23 protein-coding genes and 1 pseudogene are annotated in these 23803 nt (G+C 61.9%); 13 read left to right on the top strand and 11 right to left on the bottom strand.

All coding sequences use genetic code 11. The annotated features are described in order from the left end of the window. Positions 1–178: 178 nt before the first annotated feature. Complete coding sequence (locus ACRSCF_RS22090; RefSeq protein ID WP_034368957.1) at positions 179–883, bottom strand: GntR family transcriptional regulator; 705 nt, start codon at positions 881–883, stop codon at positions 179–181. A gap of 147 nt (positions 884–1030) precedes the next feature. Here ACRSCF_RS22090 and ACRSCF_RS22085 point away from each other — a divergent pair, with 147 nt between their 5' ends. From ACRSCF_RS22085 to ACRSCF_RS22065, 5 genes are all read left to right on the top strand, one after another. Beyond that, positions 1031–2017 (top strand): Bug family tripartite tricarboxylate transporter substrate binding protein, encoded by a 987-nt coding sequence (locus ACRSCF_RS22085; protein ID WP_034368955.1) that lies wholly within the window; start codon positions 1031–1033, stop codon positions 2015–2017. A gap of 15 nt (positions 2018–2032) precedes the next feature. Further along, positions 2033–2986, top strand: coding sequence for an SMP-30/gluconolactonase/LRE family protein (locus tag ACRSCF_RS22080; RefSeq protein ID WP_034368953.1), 954 nt, complete (start codon positions 2033–2035; stop codon positions 2984–2986). 90 nt (positions 2987–3076) lie between these two features. Beyond that, entirely contained in the window at positions 3077–4804 is a 1728-nt protein-coding gene (locus tag ACRSCF_RS22075) for an acetolactate synthase catalytic subunit (protein WP_034368951.1), read from the top strand. After that, positions 4804–5571, top strand: a complete 768-nt coding sequence (locus ACRSCF_RS22070) for an SDR family oxidoreductase (RefSeq protein ID WP_034368949.1) — start codon at positions 4804–4806, stop codon at positions 5569–5571. Before ACRSCF_RS22075 ends, ACRSCF_RS22070 begins: the two co-directional genes overlap by 1 nt. 180 nt (positions 5572–5751) lie before the next feature. Continuing rightward, positions 5752–6744 (top strand): tripartite tricarboxylate transporter substrate binding protein, encoded by a 993-nt coding sequence (locus tag ACRSCF_RS22065; RefSeq protein ID WP_244386622.1) that lies wholly within the window; start codon positions 5752–5754, stop codon positions 6742–6744. A gap of 256 nt (positions 6745–7000) precedes the next feature. On the opposite strand, the gene ACRSCF_RS22060 is transcribed toward ACRSCF_RS22065, so the two are convergent. The 4 genes from ACRSCF_RS22060 to ACRSCF_RS22045 are packed head-to-tail and all read right to left on the bottom strand — an operon-like array spanning position 7001 to position 10081. Then, positions 7001–8098, bottom strand: a complete 1098-nt coding sequence (locus ACRSCF_RS22060; RefSeq protein WP_034368947.1) for a DNA glycosylase AlkZ-like family protein — start codon at positions 8096–8098, stop codon at positions 7001–7003. Positions 8099–8151: 53 nt separating this feature from the next. Continuing rightward, positions 8152–9084: a DUF4349 domain-containing protein gene (locus ACRSCF_RS22055; RefSeq protein WP_034368959.1), complete on the bottom strand. Its 933-nt coding sequence runs from the start codon at positions 9082–9084 to the stop codon at positions 8152–8154. Positions 9085–9128: 44 nt separating this feature from the next. Then, a complete protein-coding gene (locus tag ACRSCF_RS22050; RefSeq protein WP_034368945.1) occupies positions 9129–9956 on the bottom strand; it encodes a hypothetical protein in 828 nt (275 codons plus the stop codon). Then, positions 9947–10081 carry a hypothetical protein gene (locus ACRSCF_RS22045; protein ID WP_279613701.1) on the bottom strand — a complete coding sequence of 45 codons (135 nt, stop codon included), beginning with the start codon at positions 10079–10081 and terminating at the stop codon, positions 9947–9949. The genes ACRSCF_RS22050 and ACRSCF_RS22045 overlap by 10 nt, the downstream gene beginning before the upstream one ends. 227 nt (positions 10082–10308) lie before the next feature. Between ACRSCF_RS22045 and ACRSCF_RS22040 the strand changes: the two genes are divergently transcribed. The 3 genes from ACRSCF_RS22040 (at position 10309) to ACRSCF_RS22030 (ending at position 13782) form a co-directional block, all read left to right on the top strand. Next, entirely contained in the window at positions 10309–11553 is a 1245-nt protein-coding gene (locus ACRSCF_RS22040) for an SAM-dependent methyltransferase (protein ID WP_183018804.1), read from the top strand. Positions 11554–12026: 473 nt separating this feature from the next. Then, complete coding sequence (locus ACRSCF_RS22035) at positions 12027–12800, top strand: SDR family oxidoreductase (protein WP_016453872.1); 774 nt, start codon at positions 12027–12029, stop codon at positions 12798–12800. 40 nt (positions 12801–12840) lie between these two features. Further along, positions 12841–13782, top strand: a complete 942-nt coding sequence (locus tag ACRSCF_RS22030; RefSeq protein ID WP_034369500.1) for a LysR family transcriptional regulator — start codon at positions 12841–12843, stop codon at positions 13780–13782. On the opposite strand, the gene ACRSCF_RS22025 is transcribed toward ACRSCF_RS22030, so the two are convergent. The 3 genes from ACRSCF_RS22025 to ACRSCF_RS22015 form a co-directional block, all read right to left on the bottom strand. Further along, positions 13736–14860 carry a sterol desaturase family protein gene (locus tag ACRSCF_RS22025; protein ID WP_244386619.1) on the bottom strand — a complete coding sequence of 375 codons (1125 nt, stop codon included), beginning with the start codon at positions 14858–14860 and terminating at the stop codon, positions 13736–13738. The genes ACRSCF_RS22030 and ACRSCF_RS22025 overlap by 47 nt on opposite strands. A gap of 688 nt (positions 14861–15548) precedes the next feature. Continuing rightward, positions 15549–16052, bottom strand: a complete 504-nt coding sequence (locus ACRSCF_RS22020; protein WP_143044528.1) for a hypothetical protein — start codon at positions 16050–16052, stop codon at positions 15549–15551. Positions 16053–16101: 49 nt separating this feature from the next. Then, positions 16102–16950 (bottom strand): hypothetical protein, encoded by an 849-nt coding sequence (locus ACRSCF_RS22015; protein WP_016453869.1) that lies wholly within the window; start codon positions 16948–16950, stop codon positions 16102–16104. A gap of 1240 nt (positions 16951–18190) precedes the next feature. Between ACRSCF_RS22015 and ACRSCF_RS22010 the strand changes: the two genes are divergently transcribed. The 4 genes and pseudogenes from ACRSCF_RS22010 (at position 18191) to ACRSCF_RS21995 (ending at position 21682) form a co-directional block, all read left to right on the top strand. Further along, a complete protein-coding gene (locus tag ACRSCF_RS22010) occupies positions 18191–18493 on the top strand; it encodes a hypothetical protein (protein WP_016453867.1) in 303 nt (100 codons plus the stop codon). A gap of 260 nt (positions 18494–18753) precedes the next feature. After that, a pseudogene (locus ACRSCF_RS22005) lies at positions 18754–19569 on the top strand (IS5 family transposase). Positions 19570–19895: 326 nt separating this feature from the next. Then, positions 19896–21011 carry a GmrSD restriction endonuclease domain-containing protein gene (locus ACRSCF_RS22000; RefSeq protein WP_016453862.1) on the top strand — a complete coding sequence of 372 codons (1116 nt, stop codon included), beginning with the start codon at positions 19896–19898 and terminating at the stop codon, positions 21009–21011. Further along, positions 21008–21682, top strand: coding sequence for an MAE_28990/MAE_18760 family HEPN-like nuclease (locus ACRSCF_RS21995; RefSeq protein WP_082254228.1), 675 nt, complete (start codon positions 21008–21010; stop codon positions 21680–21682). Before ACRSCF_RS22000 ends, ACRSCF_RS21995 begins: the two co-directional genes overlap by 4 nt. Before the next feature lie 138 nt (positions 21683–21820). Here ACRSCF_RS21995 and ACRSCF_RS21990 read toward each other — a convergent pair whose 3' ends face one another. Then, on the bottom strand, positions 21821–22243 hold the full coding sequence (locus tag ACRSCF_RS21990) for an ankyrin repeat domain-containing protein (protein ID WP_016453860.1): 423 nt from the start codon (positions 22241–22243) through the stop codon (positions 21821–21823). Between the two features lie 60 nt (positions 22244–22303). Then, complete coding sequence (locus tag ACRSCF_RS21985) at positions 22304–22597, bottom strand: helix-turn-helix domain-containing protein (RefSeq protein ID WP_016453859.1); 294 nt, start codon at positions 22595–22597, stop codon at positions 22304–22306. 141 nt (positions 22598–22738) lie between these two features. Here ACRSCF_RS21985 and ACRSCF_RS21980 point away from each other — a divergent pair, with 141 nt between their 5' ends. Then, positions 22739–23122 (top strand): hypothetical protein, encoded by a 384-nt coding sequence (locus tag ACRSCF_RS21980; protein WP_034369290.1) that lies wholly within the window; start codon positions 22739–22741, stop codon positions 23120–23122. Positions 23123–23159: 37 nt separating this feature from the next. Here the strand turns inward: ACRSCF_RS21980 and ACRSCF_RS21975 are convergent, their stop codons facing one another. Then, entirely contained in the window at positions 23160–23510 is a 351-nt protein-coding gene (locus tag ACRSCF_RS21975; protein WP_034369288.1) for an ArsR/SmtB family transcription factor, read from the bottom strand. Positions 23511–23803: the final 293 nt, after the last annotated feature.

Raw genomic sequence — 23803 nt, 5'->3', positions numbered from 1 at the left:
CCTGCCTGGATGGCGCGGGGCCGCAGGAAGGCGAGGGTGTTCTTGTGTCAGGCCTGCCGCCGGGGGCGCTGGCATTCAGCCGAAGGCGCGGCGGCGGGCAAAGGTCACATTGTTGACTAGGCGGGGTGGGCGGGGCGCCAGGGGCTGAAGGCCGGACGGCACCGTGGCATCTGGCGTCCTATCCCGCCGCCTGCCACTCTTCGGGAAACCCCAGGCCATCATCCTTGGCAATCTTCCTGAGGATATGCAGGCAGGCGCTTTGCAGGTCCTGCACCACGGCCTGCCGGGCGGCGGGGCCGTCCCTTTGCTCCAGCGCGTGGATCAGGCGGATGTGCGGATGCTCGGCCGCGCGGGCGTAGGTGCCACGGTACAGGTAGCGCACGGACGGGCCGCACTTGAGCCATAGCAGGCCGATGAGGCTGGCCAGCACGGGCTGCTGCGCGGCTTCGATGATGGAGAAGTGGAAGCGCTCGTTGGCGATCAGCGTGGCGTCGTCGTCCACGGCGATGGATTTTTCCAGGTCCTGGTGCAGCCGGGTGAGGGTGTCGATGAAGTCCTGGCCCGGATGGCGGCTGGCGGCGGCTGCGGCGGCGCGGCCTTCCAGTTCGATGCGCAGGGCGATGATTTCCACGTACTGCTCCACGCTGAGCACGGGCACGGTGGCCACGCCGCGGTCGTCCAGGTCCAGCGCGCCTTCGGAGGCCAGGCGCTGTATGGCATCGCGCACGGGCGTGGGGCTGATGCCGAACTCTTCGGCCAGGCTGCGGTAGACGAGGCGCTGCGCGGGTTGCAGCTGGCCTCTCACGATGGCGTCACGGATCTGCAGATAGGTTTTTTCGGCAAGGGTCTGATTGGTTCGGATCTGTGAAAAAACGCTGGACATCGGGCCTCCGCAACTGCTTGGGCGCAATGGTACCTCCCGGGGGATGGTGGGATGGCCGTCACATCCGAGCGTGACTGGTCCACGGGCTAACCCCATGTTCGGTGTTTGATGCATCAAGTACCATGCATCAAAATCCAGGGAGGACACATGCCCGTATCACCATCGAACCGCCGCCAATGGCTTGCCATGGGCACGGCCCTTATCGGCCTTTCTTGCGCGGCGTCCGCTGCATCCACCACCTATCCATCCAAGCCGCTGCGAATCCTGGTGCCCTATGCCGCAGGCGGGGCCTCGGACAACATCGCGCGCCAGATTGCGGCGGCCATCACGGGGCAGACCGGGCAGGTCGTGGTGGTGGACAACCGCCCTGGCGGCTCGGGCGTGATCGCCGTGCAGGCCCTGCAGGCCGCACCCGCCGACGGCCATACCTTTGCGGTCTTCGATCCCTCGGTGGCGTCGATGAACCCGTTCCTCTTCAAGAAGCTGGCCTATGACCCGGAGCGTGCGCTGGCGCCGGTATCGGTGCTGGCGCGCAATCCGATCGCGTTGGTGGCCTTGCCTTCGTTTCCCGCAGGCAGTGTCCGGGAGCTGGTGGCCCATGCCAGGTCGCATGGCGACCTGAGCTATGCCTCCACCGGCAATGGCAACGGCACCAACCTCGCCATGGAGATGTTCCTGGCCGGCAGCGCCATCCAGATGGTGCACGTGCCCTACAAGGGCAGTGCCCCGGCCATGCAGGCCCTGCTGGCGGGGCAGGTGCCGGTCTTCATGTCCGACCTGCCCACCGTCGTGCCCTATGCCCGGTCGGGCAAGGTCCGGGTCATCGCCGTCACGGGAGACCGGCGCTCGCCGCATCTGCCCGATGTGCCGACCTTTGCGGAGGCGGGCGCGCGCGGCGTGGAGATCGCCAACCATTTCAGCGCCTTCGTCGCTGGCGGCACGCCGGCCGCCGTGGTGGAGCAGCTCAACGCCGTGCTGCACAAGGCCCTGGCTGATCCCCGGTTGCAGAAGAATTTCTCGGAGATGGCGCTGGAGGTTTCGCCGTCCACCCCGCAGCAATTGCAGGCCATGGTCAGGGACGATTCCGAAAAATACGGTGCCGTGATCAGGCGCTTGAACCTGAGCATCGATTGATGCAGTGAGGCGCACATGACATACACGCTGCAAAAAACAGAACCCTCGCTTCGGGCACTGGCCGACGGCCTGGAGTTTCCCGAAGGCCCGGTGGCCCTGCCCGATGGATCGGTCGTGCTGGTGGAGATCGCCAACGGCTGGCTGACCCGGGTGACGGCCGATGGCACAAGGCGGCAGCTCTTCCACCTGGGTGCAGGCCCGAACGGTGCCGCCATAGGCCCCGGCGGCAAGCTGTTCATCTGCAACAACGGTGGCTTCCAGTGGCACCGCAGTGCGGAGCATGGACTGCGGCCCATAGGCCAGGCCAACGACTATTCAGGCGGGCGCATAGAGGCCGTGGACCTGGCCTCGGGCCAGGTCGAATGCCTGTACACGCAAAGCGGCAGCGGACCCTTGAAGGGGTCCAACGACCTGGTCTTCGACCGGCATGGCGGGTTCTGGTTCACCGACCACGGCAAGGTGCGGCCGCGTGAGGTGGACCGGGGCGGCGTCTGCTACGCGCTGGCCGATGGCAGCGCCATCCGCGAAGCCGTCTTCCCGCTGTGGTCGCCCAACGGAATCGGTCTTTCTCCCGATGAGAAGACGCTCTATGTGGCGGAGACCTTCACGGGGCGGCTGTGGGCCTTCGACATCGGCGAGCCCGGGCACATCCTGGCACGGCCCTGGCCCGATTCGCCCAATGGCGGACGGCTGGTCTGCCGCCTGCCGGGCATGCAGAACATCGATTCCCTGGCCGTGGATGCCGAAGGGAACATCTGCCTTGCCACGCTGGGCGAGGGCGGCATCACCGTGGTCTCGCCGGCCGGGCAGGTGCTGCACCGGGTCGAGTTGCCCGACCCCATGACGACCAACATCTGCTTTGGCGGCAAGGACCTGAAGACGGCTTTTGTCACCCTGTCTTCCACGGGGCGGCTGGTGGCGCTGGACTGGCCGTGTCCTGGATTGCCTTTGAATTTCCTGAATAGATAAGTTCCCCCTGGCTTCCCTTTCCGTATCGCTGGCGATTGCCATGGCGAGGGAGCCGCTACGCCTTTTTTTGTTGAACGGAAACCGCAACCCATGTCGAAACCCCTGAGCAACCCTGGATTGAACAAGCAGGACACCGTAGGCCACCTGGTGGCCCGGGTCCTGAAGCGGCACGGCATCACGCAGTTCTTCGGGCAGAGCCTGCCCAGCATGTTCGTGCTGGCCGCCGAGGAACTGGGCCTGCGCCAGATCGCCTACCGCACCGAGAACGCGGGCGGCTACATGGCCGATGCCCATGCCCGCATGAGCGGCAGGCCGGCCGTGATCACCGCGCAGAACGGGCCGGCCGCAGCGCTGCTGGTGGCGCCGCTGGCCGAGGCGCTGAAGGTCTCCATCCCCATCATCGCGCTGGTGCAGGACGTGGCGCGCGACCAGACCGACAGGAACGCCTTCCAGGACCTGGACCACATGGGCCTGTTCAAGCCCGTGACCAAGTGGGTGCGGCGCGTGGACCAGGCATCGCGCGTGGAGGACTATGTGGAGCAGGCCATCATCGCCGCCTGCAGCGGCCGGCCTGGCCCCGTGGCGCTGATGCTGCCGGCCGACCTGCTCACCGAGCCTGCCCAGTCGTCCGGCGTGCCCCGGCCCGCTGCACTGGCCCGCTTTCCGCTGGACCGCGCCGTGCCCGAACGGCAATTGCTGGAACAGGCCGTGGGCGCGCTGCTCCAGGCCCGCGCGCCGGTCATCGTTGCCGGTGGCGGCGTGCACATCTCGGGCGCCAGCGAGGCACTGAGCGCCTTTGCCGATGCGCTGAGCCTGCCCGTGGCCACCACCAACATGGGCAAGGGTGCCGTGGCCGAGACGCATGAGCTGTCGCTGGGCGTGGTCGCCAACTGCCTGGGGCCCAACGGCTCGGGCCGCTACCTGAAGGATTTCGTGGCCGGGGCCGACGTGGTGTTCCTGATCGGCAACCGCACCAACCAGAACGGCACGGACAGCTGGACGCTGTACCCGCGCGATGCGCAATTCATCCACCTCGATATCGACGGCCAGGAGATAGGGCGCAACTACGACGCCATGCGCCTGGTGGGCGATGCGCGGCTGGCGCTGCAGGCCATGCTGGACATCGCCGGGCCGCTGGATCTGTCGGCCCGTACCGGCCAGCGCGCTGCCTTGGCCGCACGCATTGCCAAGGGCAGGGAAAGGCACCGGCAGGAATCAGCCGAAGTGCGCCTGTCCAACGCCGCACCCATTCGGCCCGAACGCATCATGCATGAGCTCGACGCCCTGCTGACCGCCGAGGACACCGTGGTGGCCGATGCCAGCTACTCCACGCTGTGGGTCACCAACTACCTGACCGCGCGCCGGGCCGGCCAGCGCTTCATAACGCCGCGCGGCCTGGCGGGCCTGGGCTGGGGCATGCCCATGGCCATGGGCGCGCGCCTGGCGCAGGACGGCGGCCAGGTGTTCTGCCTGGTGGGCGACGGCGGCTTTGGCCATGTGTGGTCGGAGATGGAGACCTGCAGGCGCATGGGCATCAAGGTCATCACCGTCCTCATCAACAACGGCATCCTGGGCTACCAGAAGCATGCCGAGCACGTGAAGTTCGGCGAGCACACCTCGGCCGTGAACTTCAGCGGCGTGGACCATGCGGCCATCGCACGGGCCTGCGGCATCCACGGCGTGCGCGTGGAATCGGCCGATGCCATCGCCCCCGCGCTGCGCGCCGCCATGGCTGCCGAAGAGGCCACGCTGATCGAGGTCATGTGCACCGAAGACGCCTTTCCCCCCATCACCTTCTACACGCCGGAGAGCCACTGATGAGCGCGCCTGAGAACTTCCCCCTCCGCACGGCCCTGGTGACCGGCGCCGCGCGCGGCATCGGCCTGGCCACCGCCATCGAACTGCTGCGCGACGGCCGCCGCGTGGTGCTGGCCGACCTGGCCGCGCCCGACCTGGATCGGGTCCCGCAGGAACTGCGCGCCCGAGCCAGCGCCGTGGTGCTCGATGTCTGCGACGAGGCGGCCCGCCAGCGCGTGGTCGCGGACATGGTGCAGCGCCATGGCGGCGTGGACATCCTGGTCAACAACGCCGGCATCAGCCTCAAGAACGCCAGCGGCCAGTCCAACGGCATCCTCGAAGTGGGGCTGGGCGAGGTGCAGCAGATCCTGGACGTCAACCTGCTGTCCATGCTGCGCCTGTGCCAGCTGGCGCTGCCGGGCATGAAGCAGCGGGGCTGGGGGCGCATCGTCAACGTGTCCTCGCTGGCCGGGCGCGGCAAGTCCATCGTGGCCGGCCCCGCCTACATGCTGAGCAAGTCCGCCGTGCTGGGCTTGAGCCGCTCCATCGCCTCGGAGATGGGCCAGTACGGCATCACCACCAACTGCGTGGCGCCGGGCCGCATCCTGACGCCGATGGCGCAGCAGGCCGGCGACGAGGTCAATCGCCGCTATGCCGAGCAGATCCCCGTGCGGCGTCTGGGCGAGGCTGCCGAGGTCGGCGCCGCCATCCGCTACCTGTGCAGCGAGTTCGCAGGCTTCACCAATGGCGCCGTGATCGACGTCAACGGCGGCTTCTTCATGAATTGAAGATGGACGGCACCCCCTGAGCGGCTGCGCCGCTTCTCCCTCTTGCTTCGCGGGGGGGCGGCACCCTCGGTGCTCCCACTTCCAGGGCGTGCCTGTTTCCCGGTCAGTGGGTAGTGCGCAGCAACGTGAAAGCACGACTTCCAAAGACGACAGAACCCAAGATCGCAACGAGAGACAACCATGCATGCATATCCATCCCCCGCATCTCGCAGATGCCTGCTTTCGGCCTTCTGCGCGGCAGCGCTGGCGGCCGCAGCCGGCGCCCCGGCGCTGGCCCAGGGCACGGACGCGTTTCCCGAGCGGGAACTGACCCTGATCATCAACTACGGCGCAGGCGGCAATACCGACGTGGCCTCGCGCGCCATCGGCAATGCCATGGAGGGCCTGCTCAAGAAGCCCGTGGTGCCGAACAACCGCGCGGGAGCGCAGGGCACGTTGGGCGTCTCGTCGCTGGCCCGGCAAAAGCCTGACGGCTATACGCTGGGCGTGGTGACGTTTTCGACCATCGCCATCACGCCCCACCTCATGAAAGTGGACTACAAGGTCGATGACTTCGACTTCATCGCAGGCGTGGCCCGATACCGCTATGGCGTGGCCGTGCGCGCGGACTCACCCTACAAAACCATGGCCGACCTGGTGGCTGCGTCCCGCCATGGCAAGGGCATCTTCTTCGGCGCGCCGTCCGCGCCCAACAACCTGGCCATGTACGAGCTGGGGCGCAAGACGGGCGGCAGGTTCGAGGAGATCAACTACAAGTCCGGCGCCGAGACCGTGGCCGGCCTGATCGGCGGTCAGGTGGACGTCATCGTGCAGAACCCTTCGGACATCGTCCAGCACGTCAAGGCCGGAAAAATGCGCCTGCTGGCCAGCGCCAGCCCCATGCGCTGGAAGGAGTTGCCCGAGGTGCCCACGCTCAGGGAGCAGGGCTACGACGTGGAGATCGACTCCTGGATCGGCCTGGCCTACCCCAAGGGCGTGCCCCCGGCCCTGCGCGACAGGCTGGAGCGCATTGCCATGGCAGCCGCCGAGGGGCCCCAGGTGGCGCGCATCTTCGAGTCGGCCGGCGTGGACCCGGCGCCGCTCACCGGCGCCGAATACCGCAGGAAGCTGGTCCAGGGCCATGAGTCCATGGGCGCGGCCATCAAGGCGGCGAATCTGCCGCGCATGAACTGAGGGCGGTCCGGCGGCCTGCCGGCCTTGATGCACGGGTGCTGCTGCAGCATGTGCCGAAAGATCATGAAAGGCCGCTCGTCGGCGGGGGAGCGCTCGCGCCCGCTCCCTGCGTTCGCTGTATCGGTCCACCAGGTAGCCTGTGCAGTCAAGCCGGTGCAGTCCGGTGCAGTCCGGTGCAGTCTCGCGCGTCAGCTGGGTGAACTTGACCAGTTCCCCCAATCACGTACACCGCGCGCAGGGGGCGAGTGCCTGCATCTCAGCGCGGCGCCAGGAACAGCTCCATGCGCTGCAGTTCCTCATCCAGCGCGCTGCGAAAGGCGGCATCGCCGGGCGCTGCGCCGGCCACATAGCCGAATGACGGCTCCAGCCGGCCGTCGCGCGCCTGCAGGTTGGCCCAGCCGATCACATGGCCGCGCCAGAGCATGGGCAGGGCGTAGTAGCCCAGCTGACGCTGAGCTGGTGGCGTATAGGCCTCGAACTTGTAGGTCCAGCCCCAGAGCAGCGTGAAGCGGCGCCGGTCCCAGACCACGGGGTCAAAGGGCGCAAGCAGGCGTAGCCGCTCGTCGAAGGCATGGCGGCGCGAGCGTGGGTTTTCGTCGGCGGGCCAGTACCAGGTGGTTCCGTCGATGCGGCAGCTGGCCAGCTGTTCGCGCGCCAGCCGCAGCGCTGCCTGGGTCTGTTGCGCCAGGTGGGGCGCGCCATAGCCCAGCAGGCGCACCAGGTAGGTCAGGCTGGGGGCCGGCAGCGGTGCGTACTTGCGCACCACCAGGTCGATCAGCGCGGCGGCGCGCCGGGCGCTGGCGGCGGGGCTGTCGTCGGCAGGCGGGTGGGCGATGGCCTCGTAGACGCGCGTGCCGCTGTCGCGGCGCTTGACGCGGAGCAGGCCGCGGTAGTGCATGCCGTCGAGCAACTGCGTGCTGGCGCTGCCCGAGCCGCCCCAGTAGTTCTTCACGCTTCCGTGCGAGAAGTGCTGCTCCACCTCGCGCGGATGCACGGCGCCGCGCTCGCGCACGAAAGCCAGCACCTCGGCGGCCTTGCGCTGCGTCTCGGCATCCCAGGCCTTGCGGGCCTGGCGCGGGTGCATCAGCGCCAGGTGCTCACGGGGCAGAAAGCCGTAGTTGACCAGGCAGTCCTCGTCGATCGCCAGGCGCGCGTAGCGGCGCTCCAGGTCGCCGGCGCGGTAGTCCTTGACGCGGTGGCGCAGCGTCAGGTCCTGCGCCCGGGCCGGCGCGCGGATCGGATCTGCCTGCACAAAGCCCAGGCGCTGTATGGCCGCAGGCAGGGTGGTCGGTGTGAACAGGGTGCGCGCCACGGCATGGCGGCGCAGGTCGTCAAGGCTCGGTTCGGTGGGCATGGATTGATTGGAGCACGGCCGTGCCGCCGTACTTCCTGATCCTGCCGTGCCGCTCAGGCCTTCCTGGCACGCCTGCGTCGCCACAGCGCGCGCAGCACCCAGCCCAGCGGCAGCACCACCAGCACCAGCCAGGGCAGCACGGCCGCCACAAAGGTGATCAGCGCGGCCATGCTCTCGCCCAGCACATGGCCGGCATCGCGCAGCGCGCGGCCTATGGGGCTGTAGCTGGTGCCGCCCTGCACCAGGGCGCGGGTGGGCGTGAACTGGATCTGTATGTGCTGCTTGCTGGTCTGCTGCTCCAGCACCTTGCGCTGGGCGGCCATGGCGTCCAGCTCGGCCTGCGTGTCCGACAGCGTGCGCTGTATCTCCAGCAGGTCGGACATGGTGCGCTTGGTCGTGGTGTCGCGCAGCATCAGGCGCAGGCTGTCGCGGAACTCGGTACGGTTCCTGATGCGCGCCTCCACGTCGATCACCTCGGCCGTCTTGTCCTCGCTGATGGTGTTCTGCGACACGATGGTGGCCACGCCGGCCAGCGTGCCCAGCAGCCGCTGCACATCGGCCGGCGCCACGCGCATCTCCAGCATGGCGTTGCCAGGCTGCTGGGGCGTCTCGCGCAGCAGCGATGCCGACAGCAGCTCGCAGCGCAGCGTGGCACACAGGTCGCGCACCTGGCCCCAGGCATCGGCCAGCTGCGCCTGCGGCACTTCCACGTTCAACTCCTGGCGCACGGCCAGGAAGCGCTGGGCCATCTCGTCCTGCACCGACGTCTCTGGTGCGGCTGATGCCGCATCCTCGGCCTGCACGGTGGCGGCGCGGCCTTGCTTCATGCCGGCGCCGCCCGCCATGGGCGCGGGGGCGGGCGCAGATTCCATGGCAGCTGTGTCACGCCGCTGGTTGCAGCCCGCAAGGGCCAGCGTGGCAGCCAGTGCCAGCATTGCCGGCAAGGCCATGCGGGAGGGCAGAGTGGAAGGCCGGGGATGCGTCATGAATTTCCTCTTGAAAACAGGCAAGAACAGGCCGCTGCCAGGGCTCAAGGCTTGCCGCCGGGGCCGAACATGGTGTCCACCTCGGACTGCAGCTCGAAGATGTCGGACACCGTGTAAAGCCAGTCGCCCTTTTGCAGATGGCCCGGGTCCGGCGGCGTCTCAACGCAGGCCTTGACCAGGGTGAACTGCCCGGCCGGGTCGGGCAGGAACTTCAGGCCCGATATGGAAAACCGCGCCACCCGCCCCACGCCATCGTTGTAGCGCCGGCCCCGGGCGCGCACGTCGGCCAGCTCCGCCATCTGCGGCACGTGGTCGAACACCGCGTCGTAGAACTCGACGATGGGGCTCTGGTTGGTCCGGGCGCAGCCGTGCACGTACAGCGCGTAAAAGCGCCCGTCCAGCTCCATGGCCACCACATCGGCCGCGCGGTAGAAGGTCAGGCTGTCGGGCAGGCCCGGCGAGCGTTTGGGCGGCGCGGGCGGCGTGTCCAGGAAGTCCTGGCGGATCTGCGCCGACTTGCGAAAGAAGTCATCGCTGAGCGCCACCTCGGCATTGAGCACATCGATGGCCGTGCGCGCGGCCGCGTTCAGGCCCGCGTCGGCCAGGCCGTTTCGGTGCAGCACGATGGCCAGGGCCAGCGCCGTCTTGTGCCGGTACAGCGCCGTTGCCTTTGCGTCACCGGCCTGCAGCACGCAGCTCCAGCGCCGCAGCAGGGGCGGCAGGGCATGGCCGCCGTAGTTGGCCGCGATAGCGGCATCGTGCCGGCCCAGCGCAAACGTGCGCGCCATCACGCGCGCCACGTCTTCCTCCAGGGTCTGCACCAGGGTGTCGGCTGCCAGCTTGGACAGCGCCTGGGTATGGGTCATGGCCATGGCGTCACTGGCTCCAGTTCGATGGCAGGTTCCTGAAATCCGGCCGGCAGGCCATAGCCGCCGGTGCTGCGTTGTTCGTTGCGGTGCTCGACGCAGTGCTCGATGCTCAGGTCATGGGCTTGCATAGTGTCTGTCGCAGGCGCCTTCGCGCCGGGGCAGTTGGAACGCCGGCCAGTGTGCCCCAAGCCGGGCCGCTGGCGGGGCGTGGGCGCCATCGGGTCTGTATCGATCCGCTACCGGCGCGGGCTGCCGTGCTGACGTCTTGCCGTCACATGAACCGGCAAGACTCGTCATTTCTTTTTCATGCGGTTCATGTCAAAAGGGGGCGCCGCCAGCCCCGGGGAGATGCGCGATGTTCTGGGACAAAAAGCTCAGGCGCTGGGCCGAGGCCGTGCGTGCGCGGGCCGATCTGCCGGCGCGGCTGGTGCTGTGGAATGGCGAGCAGTTCGACTTCGGCCGCTTCGAGCAGCCGCGCGTCACGCTCACCGTGCGCAGCGCCTCGGCCCTGCCGCTGCTGCTGGACCCCAGCCTGGACCACCTGGGCCAGGCCTATGTGAAGGGCCAGATCGACATCGACGGCCGCTTGCCCGACATCATCGACTTCGGCTATGCGCTGGCGCGCCGCATGTCCAAGACCCAGGGCGCGGGCAAGGGTCCGGGGCGGCTGGCGCTTGCGGCGCGCGCGGCAAGGCGCTTTCGGCACAGCCGCAGCACGGACCGCGAATCCATCCAGTACCACTACGACGTGTCCGACGACTTCTACCGCCTCTGGCTGGACGAGGGCATGGTCTATTCCTGCGCCTACTTCGAGAACGGCGACGAGGACCTGGCCACCGCCCAGCGCAAGAAGCTGGACCACATCCTCACCAAGATCCGCCTGCAGCCCGGCCAGCGCCTGCTGGACATCGGCTGCGGCTGGGGTGCCCTGGTGCTGCGCGCGGCCCAGCACTTTGGCGCGCACTGCGTGGGCGTGACGCTGTCACGCAACCAGTTCGAAGCGGCCACCGAGCGCGTGCGCGCCGCAGGCCTGGCCGACCGCATCGAGATCCGCCTGCAGGACTACCGCGACGTGCAGGGGCGCTTCGACCGCATCACCAGCGTCGGCATGTTCGAGCATGTGGGCCGCCGCAACCTGCCCATGTACTTCGCGCACATGCGCGAGCTGCTGGCCGACGACGGCCTGGCGCTGAACCACGGCATCACCTCCACCGATGCGGACGTGGGCGCCACGGCCCTGGGCGGCGGTGCGTTCATCGACCGGTATGTGTTTCCTGATGGCGAGCTGCCCCACCTGAGCCTGGCGCTGGAGGCCATGCAGCGTGGGGGGCTGGAGGTGCTGGATGTGGAGGGGCTGCGGCGGCATTACGTGCGCACGTTGCAGTTGTGGCTGGAGCGGTTTGAGGCTTGTGTGCCGGAGATTCGGGCGTTGGTGGAGGAGGAGAGGTTTCGGATCTGGAGGGTGTATTTGGCGGGGTGTGCTTATGCGTTTGAGCATGACGATGTGTCTATTTTTCAGGTTGTTTGTCGGAGGGCGGGGCAGGGGGCTGCTTCGTTGCCTTGGTCGCGGAGGTATATGTACGAGCGCGAGCTGTCCTGATGTCTTGGGGCGCGGGCGGTGTGTAGCTTGTTCTTGACCCTGCCGGGGGGTGTTTTTTCGAGGCCGGGTCTCGGCCCGGCGGCCGACCCGCTTTCTTGTCTCGCCAAGAAACCGGGCCAAAGAAGGCGACCCGAATGCCCGCGACCCTTCGCTTCGCTGCGGGCAACCTGCGTCGTGGCGCTTGCGGGGTTTGCCGCAGAACTCTCTGCGCGCTGCGCGCTCCGTTCAGACAACTGCGGCAAGTCAGATCACGAAGCAAGCCTGTCCTTCGGCAGGCTTTCAACCCCGCAAGCGCCACGACGCAGGCGCGGGCATACGGGAGGGGAGGGCTTGAACTGCCGGGGGACATTTGCAGGCAGCATTCGGGCGCGATTGTTCTGGTTTTCTGGATGATCCATCCCGGCTGCGCGGGTTTATCGCGGGGGGCGGGCTGCCTAAGCTGGGTGCTTCATCCAAGCACAAGGAGCGTTTCCATGGCAGACCATTCCATTCGCGGCAAGGTGGCGCTGATTGCAGGCGGCGGCAAGAATCTGGGCGGGCTGATTGCCCGTGATCTGGCGGGGCACGGCGCGCGGGCCGTGGTGGTGCACTACAACAGCGAGTCTTCCCGGGCTGAGGCAGAGACCACGGTGGCCGCAGTGCGGGCGCTGGGCGCAGAGGCCGTGGCGCTGCAGGGTGATCTGACGCGCGCTGGCGCTGTGGAGCGGCTTTTTGCAGAGGCCGTGGACGCCGTGGGCCGGCCGGACATTGCCATCAACACCGTGGGCAAGGTGCTCAAGAAGCCGCTGATGGAGATCAGCGAGGCGGAGTACGACGAGATGGCCGCCGTCAACGGCAAGTCGGCGTTTTTCTTCCTCAAGGAGGCGGGGCGCCATGTCAACGACCACGGCAAGATCGTGACCCTGGTGACTTCGCTGCTGGGGGCGTTCACGCCGTTTTATTCCTCCTACGCGGGCACCAAGGCGCCGGTGGAGCATTTCACGCGGGCGGCGGCCAAGGAGTTCGGGGCGCGGGGCATCTCGGTCACGGCCGTGGGGCCGGGGCCCATGGACACGCCGTTCTTCTACGGCCAGGAAGGCGCGGACGCCGTGGCCTATCACAAGAGCGCGGCGGCGCTGTCGCCGTTCTCGCCTTCGGGGCTGACGCATATCGAGGACGTGGTGCCCTTCATCCGCCACCTGGTCAGCGACGGCTGGTGGATCACCGGGCAGACCATCCTCATCAACGGCGGCTACACCACCAAGTAGGCCAAGTAGAAGGACCGCTGCACGGACTATGCTGCGTCCCATGGACCGACTCGACCGATACCGGATCTTCATGCAGGTGGCCGAGATGGGCAGCTTCATCAAGGCCGCCCATGCCCTGGACCTGCCGCGCGCCACGGTGTCCGCCGCCGTGCAGCAGCTGGAGGAGCAGGTGGGCGCAAGGCTCCTGCACCGCACCACGCGCCAAGTCAGCCTGACGGCCGATGGTGCCCAGTTGCTGGAGCGTGTGCGCCCGCTGCTGTCAGAGGCCGAGGACGTGGAGCAGATGTTCCAGGCCCGCACGCGCCAGGCCACGGGCCGGCTGCATGTGGACGTGCCCAGCCGCATCGCGCGCCGCCTGCTGGCGCCCGCGCTGCCGGGGCTCATGCGCCGGCACCCGGGGCTGCAACTGGTGCTTGGTTCGTCAGACCGCGCCATTGATCTGGTGCAGGAAGGCGTGGACTGCGCCGTGCGCGTGGGCACCTTGCATGACAGCAGCCTGGTCGTGCGCCCGCAGGGCTGCATTGCCCTCATCAACTGCGCCAGCCCCGCCTACCTGCGTGAGCACGGCCTGCCCGAGCAGCCGCAGGACCTGCTGCACGGCCACTGGAGCGTGGGCTATGCCTCGCCGCGCACGGGGCGGGAACTGCCCTGGGAATGGAGTGGGACGAGCGATGTGGATGGGGTGGATGGGGTGGATGGGGTGGTTGGGCCGCAGACCCTGGCCGTGCCCAGCCGAGTGGTCACCAACAATGCAGAAAGCTATATCGCCTGCTGCCGCGCCGGCCTGGGGCTGATCCAGATACCGCGCTATGACGTGCAGCACCTGCTGGACACGGGCGAGCTGGTGGAAGTGCTGCCCGCCCACCGCGCAGCGCCCATGCCCGTGGCGCTGCTGTACCCGAACCGCCGCCAGCGCTCGCGCCGGTTGGCGGTTTTCATCGACTGGTTCGAGGCGCTGATGAGGCCGAACCTGGAGCCGTAGGCGCAGCCCCGGCCGCCCCGGTCACCGCAGCCGCCCCGGCCGCAGGATGGGGCTGGGCTCCATCGTCGTCATGAATGGGCCGGTAGCCCGGCCCGAAGGACACATCGCCCAGCCGCCAGCCCTCGCGCCGGCGAAACGCTCCCCAGAACCGCTTGAGCGTATGCCACTGCATGGCCACCAGCCCGCGCTCGTTGTCGGCATCCACCTCGGGGTCGCTCACGCCCGTGGGGCGCACGGGCTCGTTGGTGTACAGCGCCGTGCCAAACAGCATGTCCCACCAGGGCAGCACCTGCCCAAAATTGCAGTTGTGGCGCGTGGGCCGCTCGGGGTCGCGCAGCATGTGGTGGTGTCGGTGGAACAGCGGGCCCACCAGCACGCGCTCACCCACCCGGCCCAGCCAGCCCAGGCGCAGCCGAACATTGGCGTGCGAGAAGTTCTGCACCAGCTCGCTCAGCAGCCCCAGCAGCGCAAACTCCGAAGGCTCCACCCCCATCGCCAGCCCCACCGTGGCCAGGATGAAGGACTGCAGCATGCCGTCCAGGTAATGGCTGCGGTCATTGCTCCAGCAGCTCATCTGCCGTTGGCTGTGGTGCATGCTGTGCATGGCCCACCACCAGGGAATCACATGCTGGGCGCGGTGCATCCAGTAATACACCAGGTCGTAGACCACGTAGTACACCAGGAACAGCGCCACCGGATGGTCCGCAAACCACGGCACCCAGTGCTTGAGCCCCGTCGCCTCCTCGGCCGCCGGCCCGCCGCCCAGCATGCTGGCAAACGGCATCAGCACCAGAAAACTGAACAGCGGAAACAGCCCCAGCAGCATCAGCAGCGTGTAGTTGCGGTCCACCGTGGTAAGCCGCCGGTCGCTCCAGCGCTCGGCCGGAAACAGGCTCTCCAGCGGCCGCATCACGCCCGCGATCAGGAACAACTGCAGCGCCGCAATCAGCACCGCCTCGGCAATCTCACGCGGATCACCGGCCGCCTGGGCGATGTCCAGCCAGTGGACGGTGGGGGTTACGGCGTGGGTGGCGAGCCAGGTGATGGCTGCCTGCCACAGCTCGGTCAGTGAAGTCATGTCTTGTGCCTGCAAGAAGGGCCGGGGGAGGGCTGGGGGTTGCGGGCGGGATTATGGGGCGGGGGTGTGGAGGGAGTGTGTGGGGTATGGGGCAAAGGTGCTCAGTTGTAAGCATCGCCTTCTTGTCCCTGCCGTTCGAACGTGACCGGAAGCACCCTTAGCCTGAATCTCAGATATAGGCCTCGTCCAGCGTACGAAATTGTTCAAAAGGCTTAAGGCATTCTGTTGATGACTACGATTAGCGGCGCGCGCAGCGAATAGTTTAGGAAATTCGAAAAGCGTTTAGACGCGGTACATACCATCATTGGGGGAAAAAGAAAGCACCAAATTGTCCTATGAAGCTGCACGCCGGTAAGGTTTGCGACTACGGGCCTCGCAATACTCGCTTGCGGCAATGGTGTAACTAAACGGAATTGCCACGCAGAGCATCGAATTTTGGTGGAAATTGCTTGCTGTTAATGAAAAGTTCTATAGTTTATTGGCTTCGGTAAGTGATGAATTATTTTGGAAAAACTTTGATGCTTGTAATGTGATTGCAACTCATGTGGGCGATATTTTTTGACATATTGTCCTACGGGTTTTGGCAAAACTTTGGAGTTTAATGCTTTAGATGAGCGTGCTTATTGGATTCAAAATGCAATATTTTTGAGCTCGATGTGCAGAGTCGCTTGTTCAGCGAATTTGAGATTTAAATTGATATTTTCGAAACAAAATCTTGAGTGAATTGTGGTTCATATAATTCGTAGTTTTTTGCGAACTTTGTGAATAATCCCCAATATTTATCTTCAAAATTTATTCCCTTTTTAAAATTTTCTCCGGTATATGCGCAATGAGCATAGTAGCCAAACATGTACTGGCAAGATGTTTCGTCTAAATATCCTGAATTTATTAATATTTGTATTTCTTCGATAAAAACAATAAATTTTCTATTTTTTTCCCAGAAGTAAAATTGTGATAATTCAATATCGTCTCCGTCGATATGTTGTAGAACATCTTTTAGATCTTGACTGTCAAATAATCTACGATGTTGTTCGAGAAGAAATTTTGTTTTTTCTAACTTGTCAGCTGCTTTTTTTTGCTCTCTAGTGCTGTTTAAGTCTTTCCATACTTTTATTACGGTGGCAATGCCAACTATTAGAGTGACAATAATTCCAACAGCCTGCCATGTGGCTGACCATTCCGACATGGTCATGCACTTTTCAAAAAACGGTATTTTGAAAGCGCTGCAAAAAATTTCTTCTCTACTCATTATTATTAGTGTCGGGAAGAATTGGTGTGATGTTGATTAGCTCAAATTTTTTTATGTATTCTTTATTGTCGCGTACTAGGTTTACTTCAAAACTGCATAATCCGCCTTTCCCTATTCCAAGCGCTGAGCCGTCACGTAATGACTCTGCTGCTAAGGTATCGACTGCTTTCCCCTTTTTCTTGTGATCAACAATATAATAAGGAATGATCCTGTTGTATTCTTTTATATAGGCTCTTCCAAAGCCACTAATATTGCTGTGCCTTGTGACGTTGCCGGTTAGGTGAGTTATTTTTCTTTCTTTTGTTAGAGTGCTCAAGTAAATGTGAGTTTTCTTATTTAACTCGAGCTTTTCTCCTGAGTAAGGTCTTATTAATTTTGCGGATTTTGCACTTCCATTGCAAATTGGTCTGTGTATATTTAAAACATGGGAGTCAATTGCAATGGCCATTTCATCAAATAGACCTGGATTTTCATCCAGAAATTTTCTTAAATAATGGGATGTATTATTTTCGGAATTTCCTGTGCTGGCTGCAAATGCTTCTGTTAAATAGTCCCAATATTTATCTTTGACCACACTGGCGCCGTGTTTTTGGATTGTTTTTTGTTCAAATTTGACGTCTATAAATATGTCAAAGCAGCCTTTTTTTGCCGCGCTGAAGAATGTTTTGAACTCTTTTTGTATGGGGACTTTTGTTTGAATATGATCGTCATTAGAAAAGGCTTGTGTGATTATATTTATGGAGGTTGCTAAACCTTTTAGTGCTTCTGCTGCATCATAAAGGTTGATTCTTCCGTCGTCAGCTTGATTGCCTTCGAATTGAATTTGTATTGTGGTTTCCATTTTTCGTGTATCTAAATATTTCAATAAATTATTGCTCAGAACATTGCTCAGTTTTTTTTTCTTGAGTGATGAGATGGTGATTTCATCAAGGGCAGTGTAGGTGGTGTAGAATGCGCGACTTTTGAGCTGCTAATCCCGTTTGAGTCGTCCATTGACCTGCGGCCTATGGTGGGAATAGGCCTATTCTTCAAGCATAAAGGCCGGTCATGAGCGCCTGCAGCTATACGCCGGAGTTGAAGGAAGATGCAGTCAAAAAGTCGTTGATCGAAGCGACTCCATGTCTGACGTGTCAGCCTGTTTGAGTGTTTTGGCACAGCCTCTACAAGTGGGCCACAATCTTAATTTCGGGAAAACCCGGGTAGCAGTTGAGGAAATTTCTAGAGCGTTTTCTGAACTTTAGGCGCTGCAATAGTAATGAGGCTAGAGGCCGGTGATGCCCCGCAAGGCGATGCCGCGTTCGGCACTGGTTTAGAAGTAGGAGCCACAGACGTGCAAGCTTGGCTCTCAAATGGCACGTCAACGATAGCCTTGGCTGCCGGATTTTGAAGGATAGGCGATGACGCGATGAAGCTAAACAAGGCTTGGTGGGAGCATCTGGCGCCGAAGTCTGTGATTGGACGGCGGCGCGAGGTTGAGCAGCTGCTTGAAGACTTCGTGCGGTCCTCCGACTACGCGCGGGGATGGGCGCGGGTGGCTATCCCCACTGTGTTTAGGCTCAAGCCAGGCCAAGTGATACCCGTGCTGCGCATGATTTTCATGGGCGACCGTCCGGGGGGCATCTCTCCGTTGCGGAAGCTCATGGATGGGCACAGAACGGTGGACCGCAAGTCAGAGTAAGGTCTCGGCGCCCTGGGCGAAGGCGAGTTAGCTATCCAGCCTACGATTTCGGTGGAAGTCGTTACTGATCCCCTGTACTAGGCTGCGGCCATGCACGGAACTACGCAGATTGAAGAAAGCACCATCAGGAGCCCTAGCCTTGTATTTTCGGTGCCCGCGCACTTCCTGCTATCGTCCAAGCACTACCTCCGAGCGCGCATACGTCTTCTACCAGCACATCTTCGGCGCTGGTGCGTCGTACCCCGACGACGGGTCCTTTTATGTGGGTGTGTCCACCCGCAGCTGGCAAAAGCGCTGATCTGAGTACCATCGCGCGATTGAGACTGGCAGTTCATTGCTTTTCCATCGCCGATTTCTAGAAGAGCTAGAGGGCGAGCGTCTCACGTACGTGCACCACAAGGTGATGGCTATCACCGACGATCTGAAGCAGCTCTACGAGGCGGAAGAGTTCCTAGTGGAAGGGCATTGGGATGACGAGCGCCGGCTCAACATGGTGCCGGGCGGAAAGAGCGGCCTGCGCGAAAACGGATTGCTTTCGAAAGGCGTCGTTCCTCTGCCCGATGACCGCGACAAGATACTGCACAAGTGGCTGAATGACCATGCCCGCTTGGGATTGCTAGCGCCATGGGTCGCCGAAAAGTGGAAGGACAACGACTGGGCGATGGCGCAGATTTGCGGGCGGGATGGGCGCTTGTCCGTGGTATAGGTCAAGGCAATACGCGAGCTCGCTAAAACCCACACGCCCGAGGAAATTTACGTGCGCATCGGGGCGAAAGACGTGGCCAAGTGAAACGAGTCCTGGATGGAAAAACCTACGCACGAATAACCTGTTCTCCCACGCGCTGTACCAAGCCACCACTGCTCGCGCTGGTGGCTTTCTCTATGCTTGAAATTGAACAAAATCAGCCGCTTAGAGCGTTTTCTTAACTTTGAGCGCCGCAATAGCAGTGAGGTTAGAGCGCGGCTATGCCCCGCAAGCCCCACCCGACGGACGTCAGCAACGAAGAATTGAGCTTCGCTGGCCCTTATCTGACGCTGATGGAAGAGGCGGCGCCGCAGCGCCGCCATAACTTGCGCGAAGTCTTTAACGCCCTGTGCTAGCTGGTTCGTGGAGGCGCACCTTTGCGTCTGTTGCCCAACGACTTCCCACCGTGGGAGGCGGTCTACCAGCAGAGCCGCCGCTGAGTGGAGGCGGACTGCTTCGAAGCGATGGTCTCGGATCTGCGCTCGATCATTCGCGTGGCCCAGGGCCGGCAGGGTCAGCCGAGCGCGATCGCGCTCGATGGTCGCACGCTGCAGTCGAGCAGCGAGAGCGGACCGCGCGCAGGCTACGCCGGCTACAAGCGCAGGCGAAGCAGCAAGGTGCATATGGTGGCAGTCGATACGCTCGGCCACCTGCTGGCGGTGAACGTCACGCCGCCCGACGAACAGGAGCGTGCCCAAGTCGACCACCTCTGCGCCGCAGTGCAGCAGGCCACGGGCCACACGGTCGAGCTGGCGTAGGTAGACCAGGGCGGCACCGGAGAGAAGGCGCGAGAGGTCGCACAGGAAAATGACATCACACTGCAGATCGTGAAGCTACCTGAAGCGAAGAAAGGCTTCGTGCTGCTGCCCAGGCGCTGGGAGGTTGAGCGTAGCTTTGGTTGGCTGGCGCGCTTTCGACGACTGTCTCTGGACTATGGACGGCTGCCCGAGGTGCTCAGCGGACTGCACTCCCTCTTCTTTGCCGTGCTCATGCTGCCCAATGCCGCACGACTGCTAGCTTGTGCCAGTAGTTCATAACACACCCTAAGCAGCCATTGACGAAATTAAGTCATTGTGTGTCGAATGGGCGTTGCGCGAAGGTAACCGTAGCGTGGTTCCTGCACATTGTGATCGTTGTGTTGCTGCATACCCTGTATGCACCTTGGGTTTAGCGTGTGGCTTGCGCTCCTGTTGTTGGCTACAATAAAGCGGTTGCGTAGAAGGCATTGCATTTGTTCACCACCCTCTGCATGATACGGCCAGCTGGTGAGGCTCCACTGGTGTTTTTTTTAATAAGCGTTTACCAAGGCCGTTTCATTTCTGAAAAATGGCATGCTACATGCGGAGTTACCAAGGTATATTAAATGAGCGTTCAAAATCTGCAGGCTGAATTGGAAAAGGCAAAACGACAAGTCGTTACCGATGGCTATGAGATGTCGCTGGGCGAAATCGCAAGCCTCTACAAGAATGATGAACTAATAATTGCCCCCGCTTATCAACGCCTAATTCGTTGGGAAGATTCTCAGAAGACCCGCTTTGTTGAATCGATTCTATTGGGGCTTCCGGTCCCTCCGGTATTTGTTTTTCAGCGTGAAGACGGTGTCTGGGAGCTGATTGATGGTCTCCAGCGTATCTCGACTGCTCTGCATTTGATGGGGGTGTTGCAGGTTAATGGAAAACTTATGGATCCACTGGTTTTATCAGGGACTAATTTTCTGCCATCGTTGGATGGTATGAAATGGACAAGTGGCCAAGTCGGTGATGCGAATGTTTTCAATACTCCGCTTCAGCTCGAAATAAAGCGGGCTAGAATTCGAGTGGAGATTTTGCGCAAGGAAAGCGATCAAGATGCCAAGTACGAGTTGTTTCAGCGTCTCAATACAGGAGGATCGAAACTCAGCGACCAGGAGGTTCGCAACAGCGTTCTGGTGATGCTCAATGAGAATTTTTTCAATTGGATTCGCGATCATTCTGCCAAGCAGGAATTCAAAGACACAATTCAGCTCACTCCCACGCAACAGGAGTTGGCACAAGATAATGAAATGGTATTGCGCTTTGTGGCCTACCGACGTGAGGCGTATACTAAAGGGTTGGATGTTAATGAGTATCTAGACCACGCAGCACGTAAATTGAGCGCGCTGACTGCAAACGAACTGGCCGATGAATCAATAACCTTTGATTGGACTTTTGAGCTATTGTGGAAGACGTTTAATGGCGAAGCATTCAAGCGCTGGGACGGCAATCGACATACAGGCCGATCTATGCTTGCCGCCTTTGATGTTATCGCTTACGGTGTAGCGGAAAATCGACAGAATATTATGGCTATGCTAAATGATGCCCAGCGTCAGAGTTGGCTAGTCGACAAGGTTCGTTCTTTGTGGACAAACGAAATTTATTCAAATTATTCTGGTCAGGGTGTTCGCGGAACAACGCGGATGGCCAATCTGCTTCCCTTTGCTGTAGAGTATTTTAAGCCATGAAGATCAGGTCAACAGAGGATCTGACAAACTACTTAGATGATGATTTGGCGTGGCGACGCAAAGAGATTATTGAATTGCGCGTAATGGCGAAATCAGCCAAGGCGAAGAAGGCGGATGTTCATGTTCGGGCAGGTGTTGCCATGTTATACGCACACTGGGAGGGTTTTATAAAAAATGCCTCTAATGCCTACGTCGTCTTTGTGTCAGCACGTGGAATGAAGACGCGCGATTTGCAGGACTCATTTATTGCGCTGAGTATCAAAACCAAGCTCAGTCTGATGGGTGATAGTGGGAAATCTTCAGTAGCCGTTCCAGCAATTACGCACCTTATGTCGTTGCTTGATAAGCCAGCTTTGCTACCAGTCACAGGGATTACCGCAGAGGGGAACCTGAAGTCGGATGTGTTTGTCAATATTGCGGGCTGGCTGGGTATCGATGTTGCCCGATACTCGTCTCGCTTCAATCTGATTGATGAGACCCTGTTGGCCTCAAGAAATAGGATTGCGCATGGGGAGTATCTCAGTATCTCAACGCAACGTTTCGAAACTCTTGCCGAAGAGATACTAGAGCTGATGATGTGGTTCAAGACTGATTTGGAAAACGCCGCGGCGCTCAAGTCCTTCCAGCGCATAGACAGCACACTACCCGCCTTGGCAACTAGGGTGACATAAGGACTCAGGCTTGGATGGTAGCTGCAACTGACGTTGCTCAGTCTGATGCCGCCGGCCAAGCGGGCCGTTTGGCTGGCTGTTCCCGACTGGCTGCCGACTTTGAAGGTATGCCTGGGCGCTCGCGAACGTTCGACACTTTCAAGACTGGCTTACCAAGAGCACCCGTTCAACGCGCCCCGAACAATACGCCCGAGCAAAGTCAACCGCCGTTTCACCCCTCTCAGTCTTTGCGTACACGTCAGCCCCGTGCGCGAGCAGCCAGAGGATGGCATCAAGCGGTTCATCCCCAAGATCCCCTCCGCGTTGAATAGTCGAGTCGATTGAAAAATCAACGGCCATGTGAAGCGCAGTCCACCCGTCCGCATAGGCCCGCCTCACATCGGCGCCGTACTGCAGCAGCAAGTCCAGGGCCTTCAAGTCGTTTGCACAAGCCGCTGCCATCAGAGGCGACTGGCCTTCCTCATCCATTGCGTTGGCATCGACGCCAGCCTCAAGCAGACGTCTCACTTCGGTGATTTGCCCATCGTCAATGGCTTTCATGAGCGCACTGATGTCATCCATGCCCAACCTCCGGTTTCGGCCGTTCTTTTGGAGGTCTCGAAGCTCAGCGAATCTCGGCTGCTAGTCCGCAGTCCCGCCCCGCAGTTCCTCCTCAGCCCTTCCCATCACCTCCGCCGCGCCACACCCCAACCCCCGCGCAATCTTGAACACGATGACCAGCGTGGGCATGTGCTCCCCGCGCTCCACCTTGCCCATGTGAGAACGCTCGATATCGGCGAGGTTGGCCAATGACTCCTGGGAGATGCCGCGCTCGTTGCGAAGGGAGCGCACCGCCGCGCCGAAAGCCCGGGCAATGTCTGCATCAAATGAAGTGGCGCCGACTGGACGGCCGCGTTTGACAGGACGCTTTTGCATGGGCAAGAGCGTCAGTTTTTGATGCAATTTAAACCACGTTATATTTAACTCTTTTGTTGATTTTGGGCTGCTGCTGCCTTGCATCCGGCACAGCTCGGTACGAGGCCGAGACGCAGGCTTCAATCATCAGAGGAGGCTTCGATGGATCAAGACATCTGCACCATTTCCGAACCCAAACTCGACGACCTGGCCATCGACGCCGTCCTGCACCTGGGCGCTGCCCTCGAAGTGCTGGAGCTGCACGCTCGCCACAAGGTCACGGCCATCAACTGCGTCTGCCGCGACCTGCTGCGCATCTACTACGCCAAGGCCGATCAGGCGCAGTCGCTGGAGCCGCAGGACAAGGAGCTGCTGGGCCTGCTGCACGACACGGCGGTGGATCTGGGCTATGCCGTCGAGGTGGTGGACCATCTGAATGGCGACGAGGCCGATGACCCCATCCTCTATGCCGTGAGCTATCTGCTCAAGGCGGCCAAGCGGTTTGCGGATGAGGGCGTTGCTGTGGCGCTTGCCGTGAAAGGGTAGGGCGCAGGGCTGCCGCCTGCGTTGCAGGGGCGGGGCTTCAAGGGCAGGGTTTGAGGTGCGGGGCCGTGGCCTGTTCGGTGAGCGGGTCTTCGGCCAGGGCCTGCAGCAGCGCGTCCAGCAGGCCGGGAAAGCGCGCATCCAGGTCTTCGCGGCGCAGGGAGAGCAGGTTTTCTCGGCCATCGGGGCGCTGCCAGATCACGCCGCTGTCGCGCAGCACGCGCCAGTGGTGGGTCATGGTGGATTTGGACTGGCCCTGCAAGAGCGAGCCGCAGGCGCGCTCATGGCCTGCGGCCAGCGCGCGCACCACGGCCAGGCGCAGGGGGTTGCCCAAGGCGTTGAGCAGGTTTTCCAGGCGTATCTGTTCGCGGTCGGGGTGGTTGGCAAGCATGAATCGTCCTCAGGACTTACGCAAACAGGTGGCAGCAACGCGCTGCGCCCTGTGGAAGAGCACTGGTTGCGTTCCTTCTTGCGCAAGCCGCAATCCTGTCGATGGGGCGCCACTGTGCCATGGAAGCAATGCCGCACGTCGCTGATGCGGCGTGGCGCGGGCAGTTATCTGGCAGACAGGCGCATGGCGCGGTGAAAACATGGATCGTTCTGCAAGAAGTTGCGGAAGATAGTACGATTGTCTTCGTACATTCCAATTGTCATCAACCCTCATTCAACCCCCGCGAGAATCCG

It is taken from the genome of Delftia sp. 11MD (assembly GCF_050907895.1).
GTDB lineage: Bacteria > Pseudomonadota > Gammaproteobacteria > Burkholderiales > Burkholderiaceae_C > Comamonas > Comamonas tsuruhatensis.
This window is presented reverse-complemented; position numbering and strand designations above follow the sequence as displayed.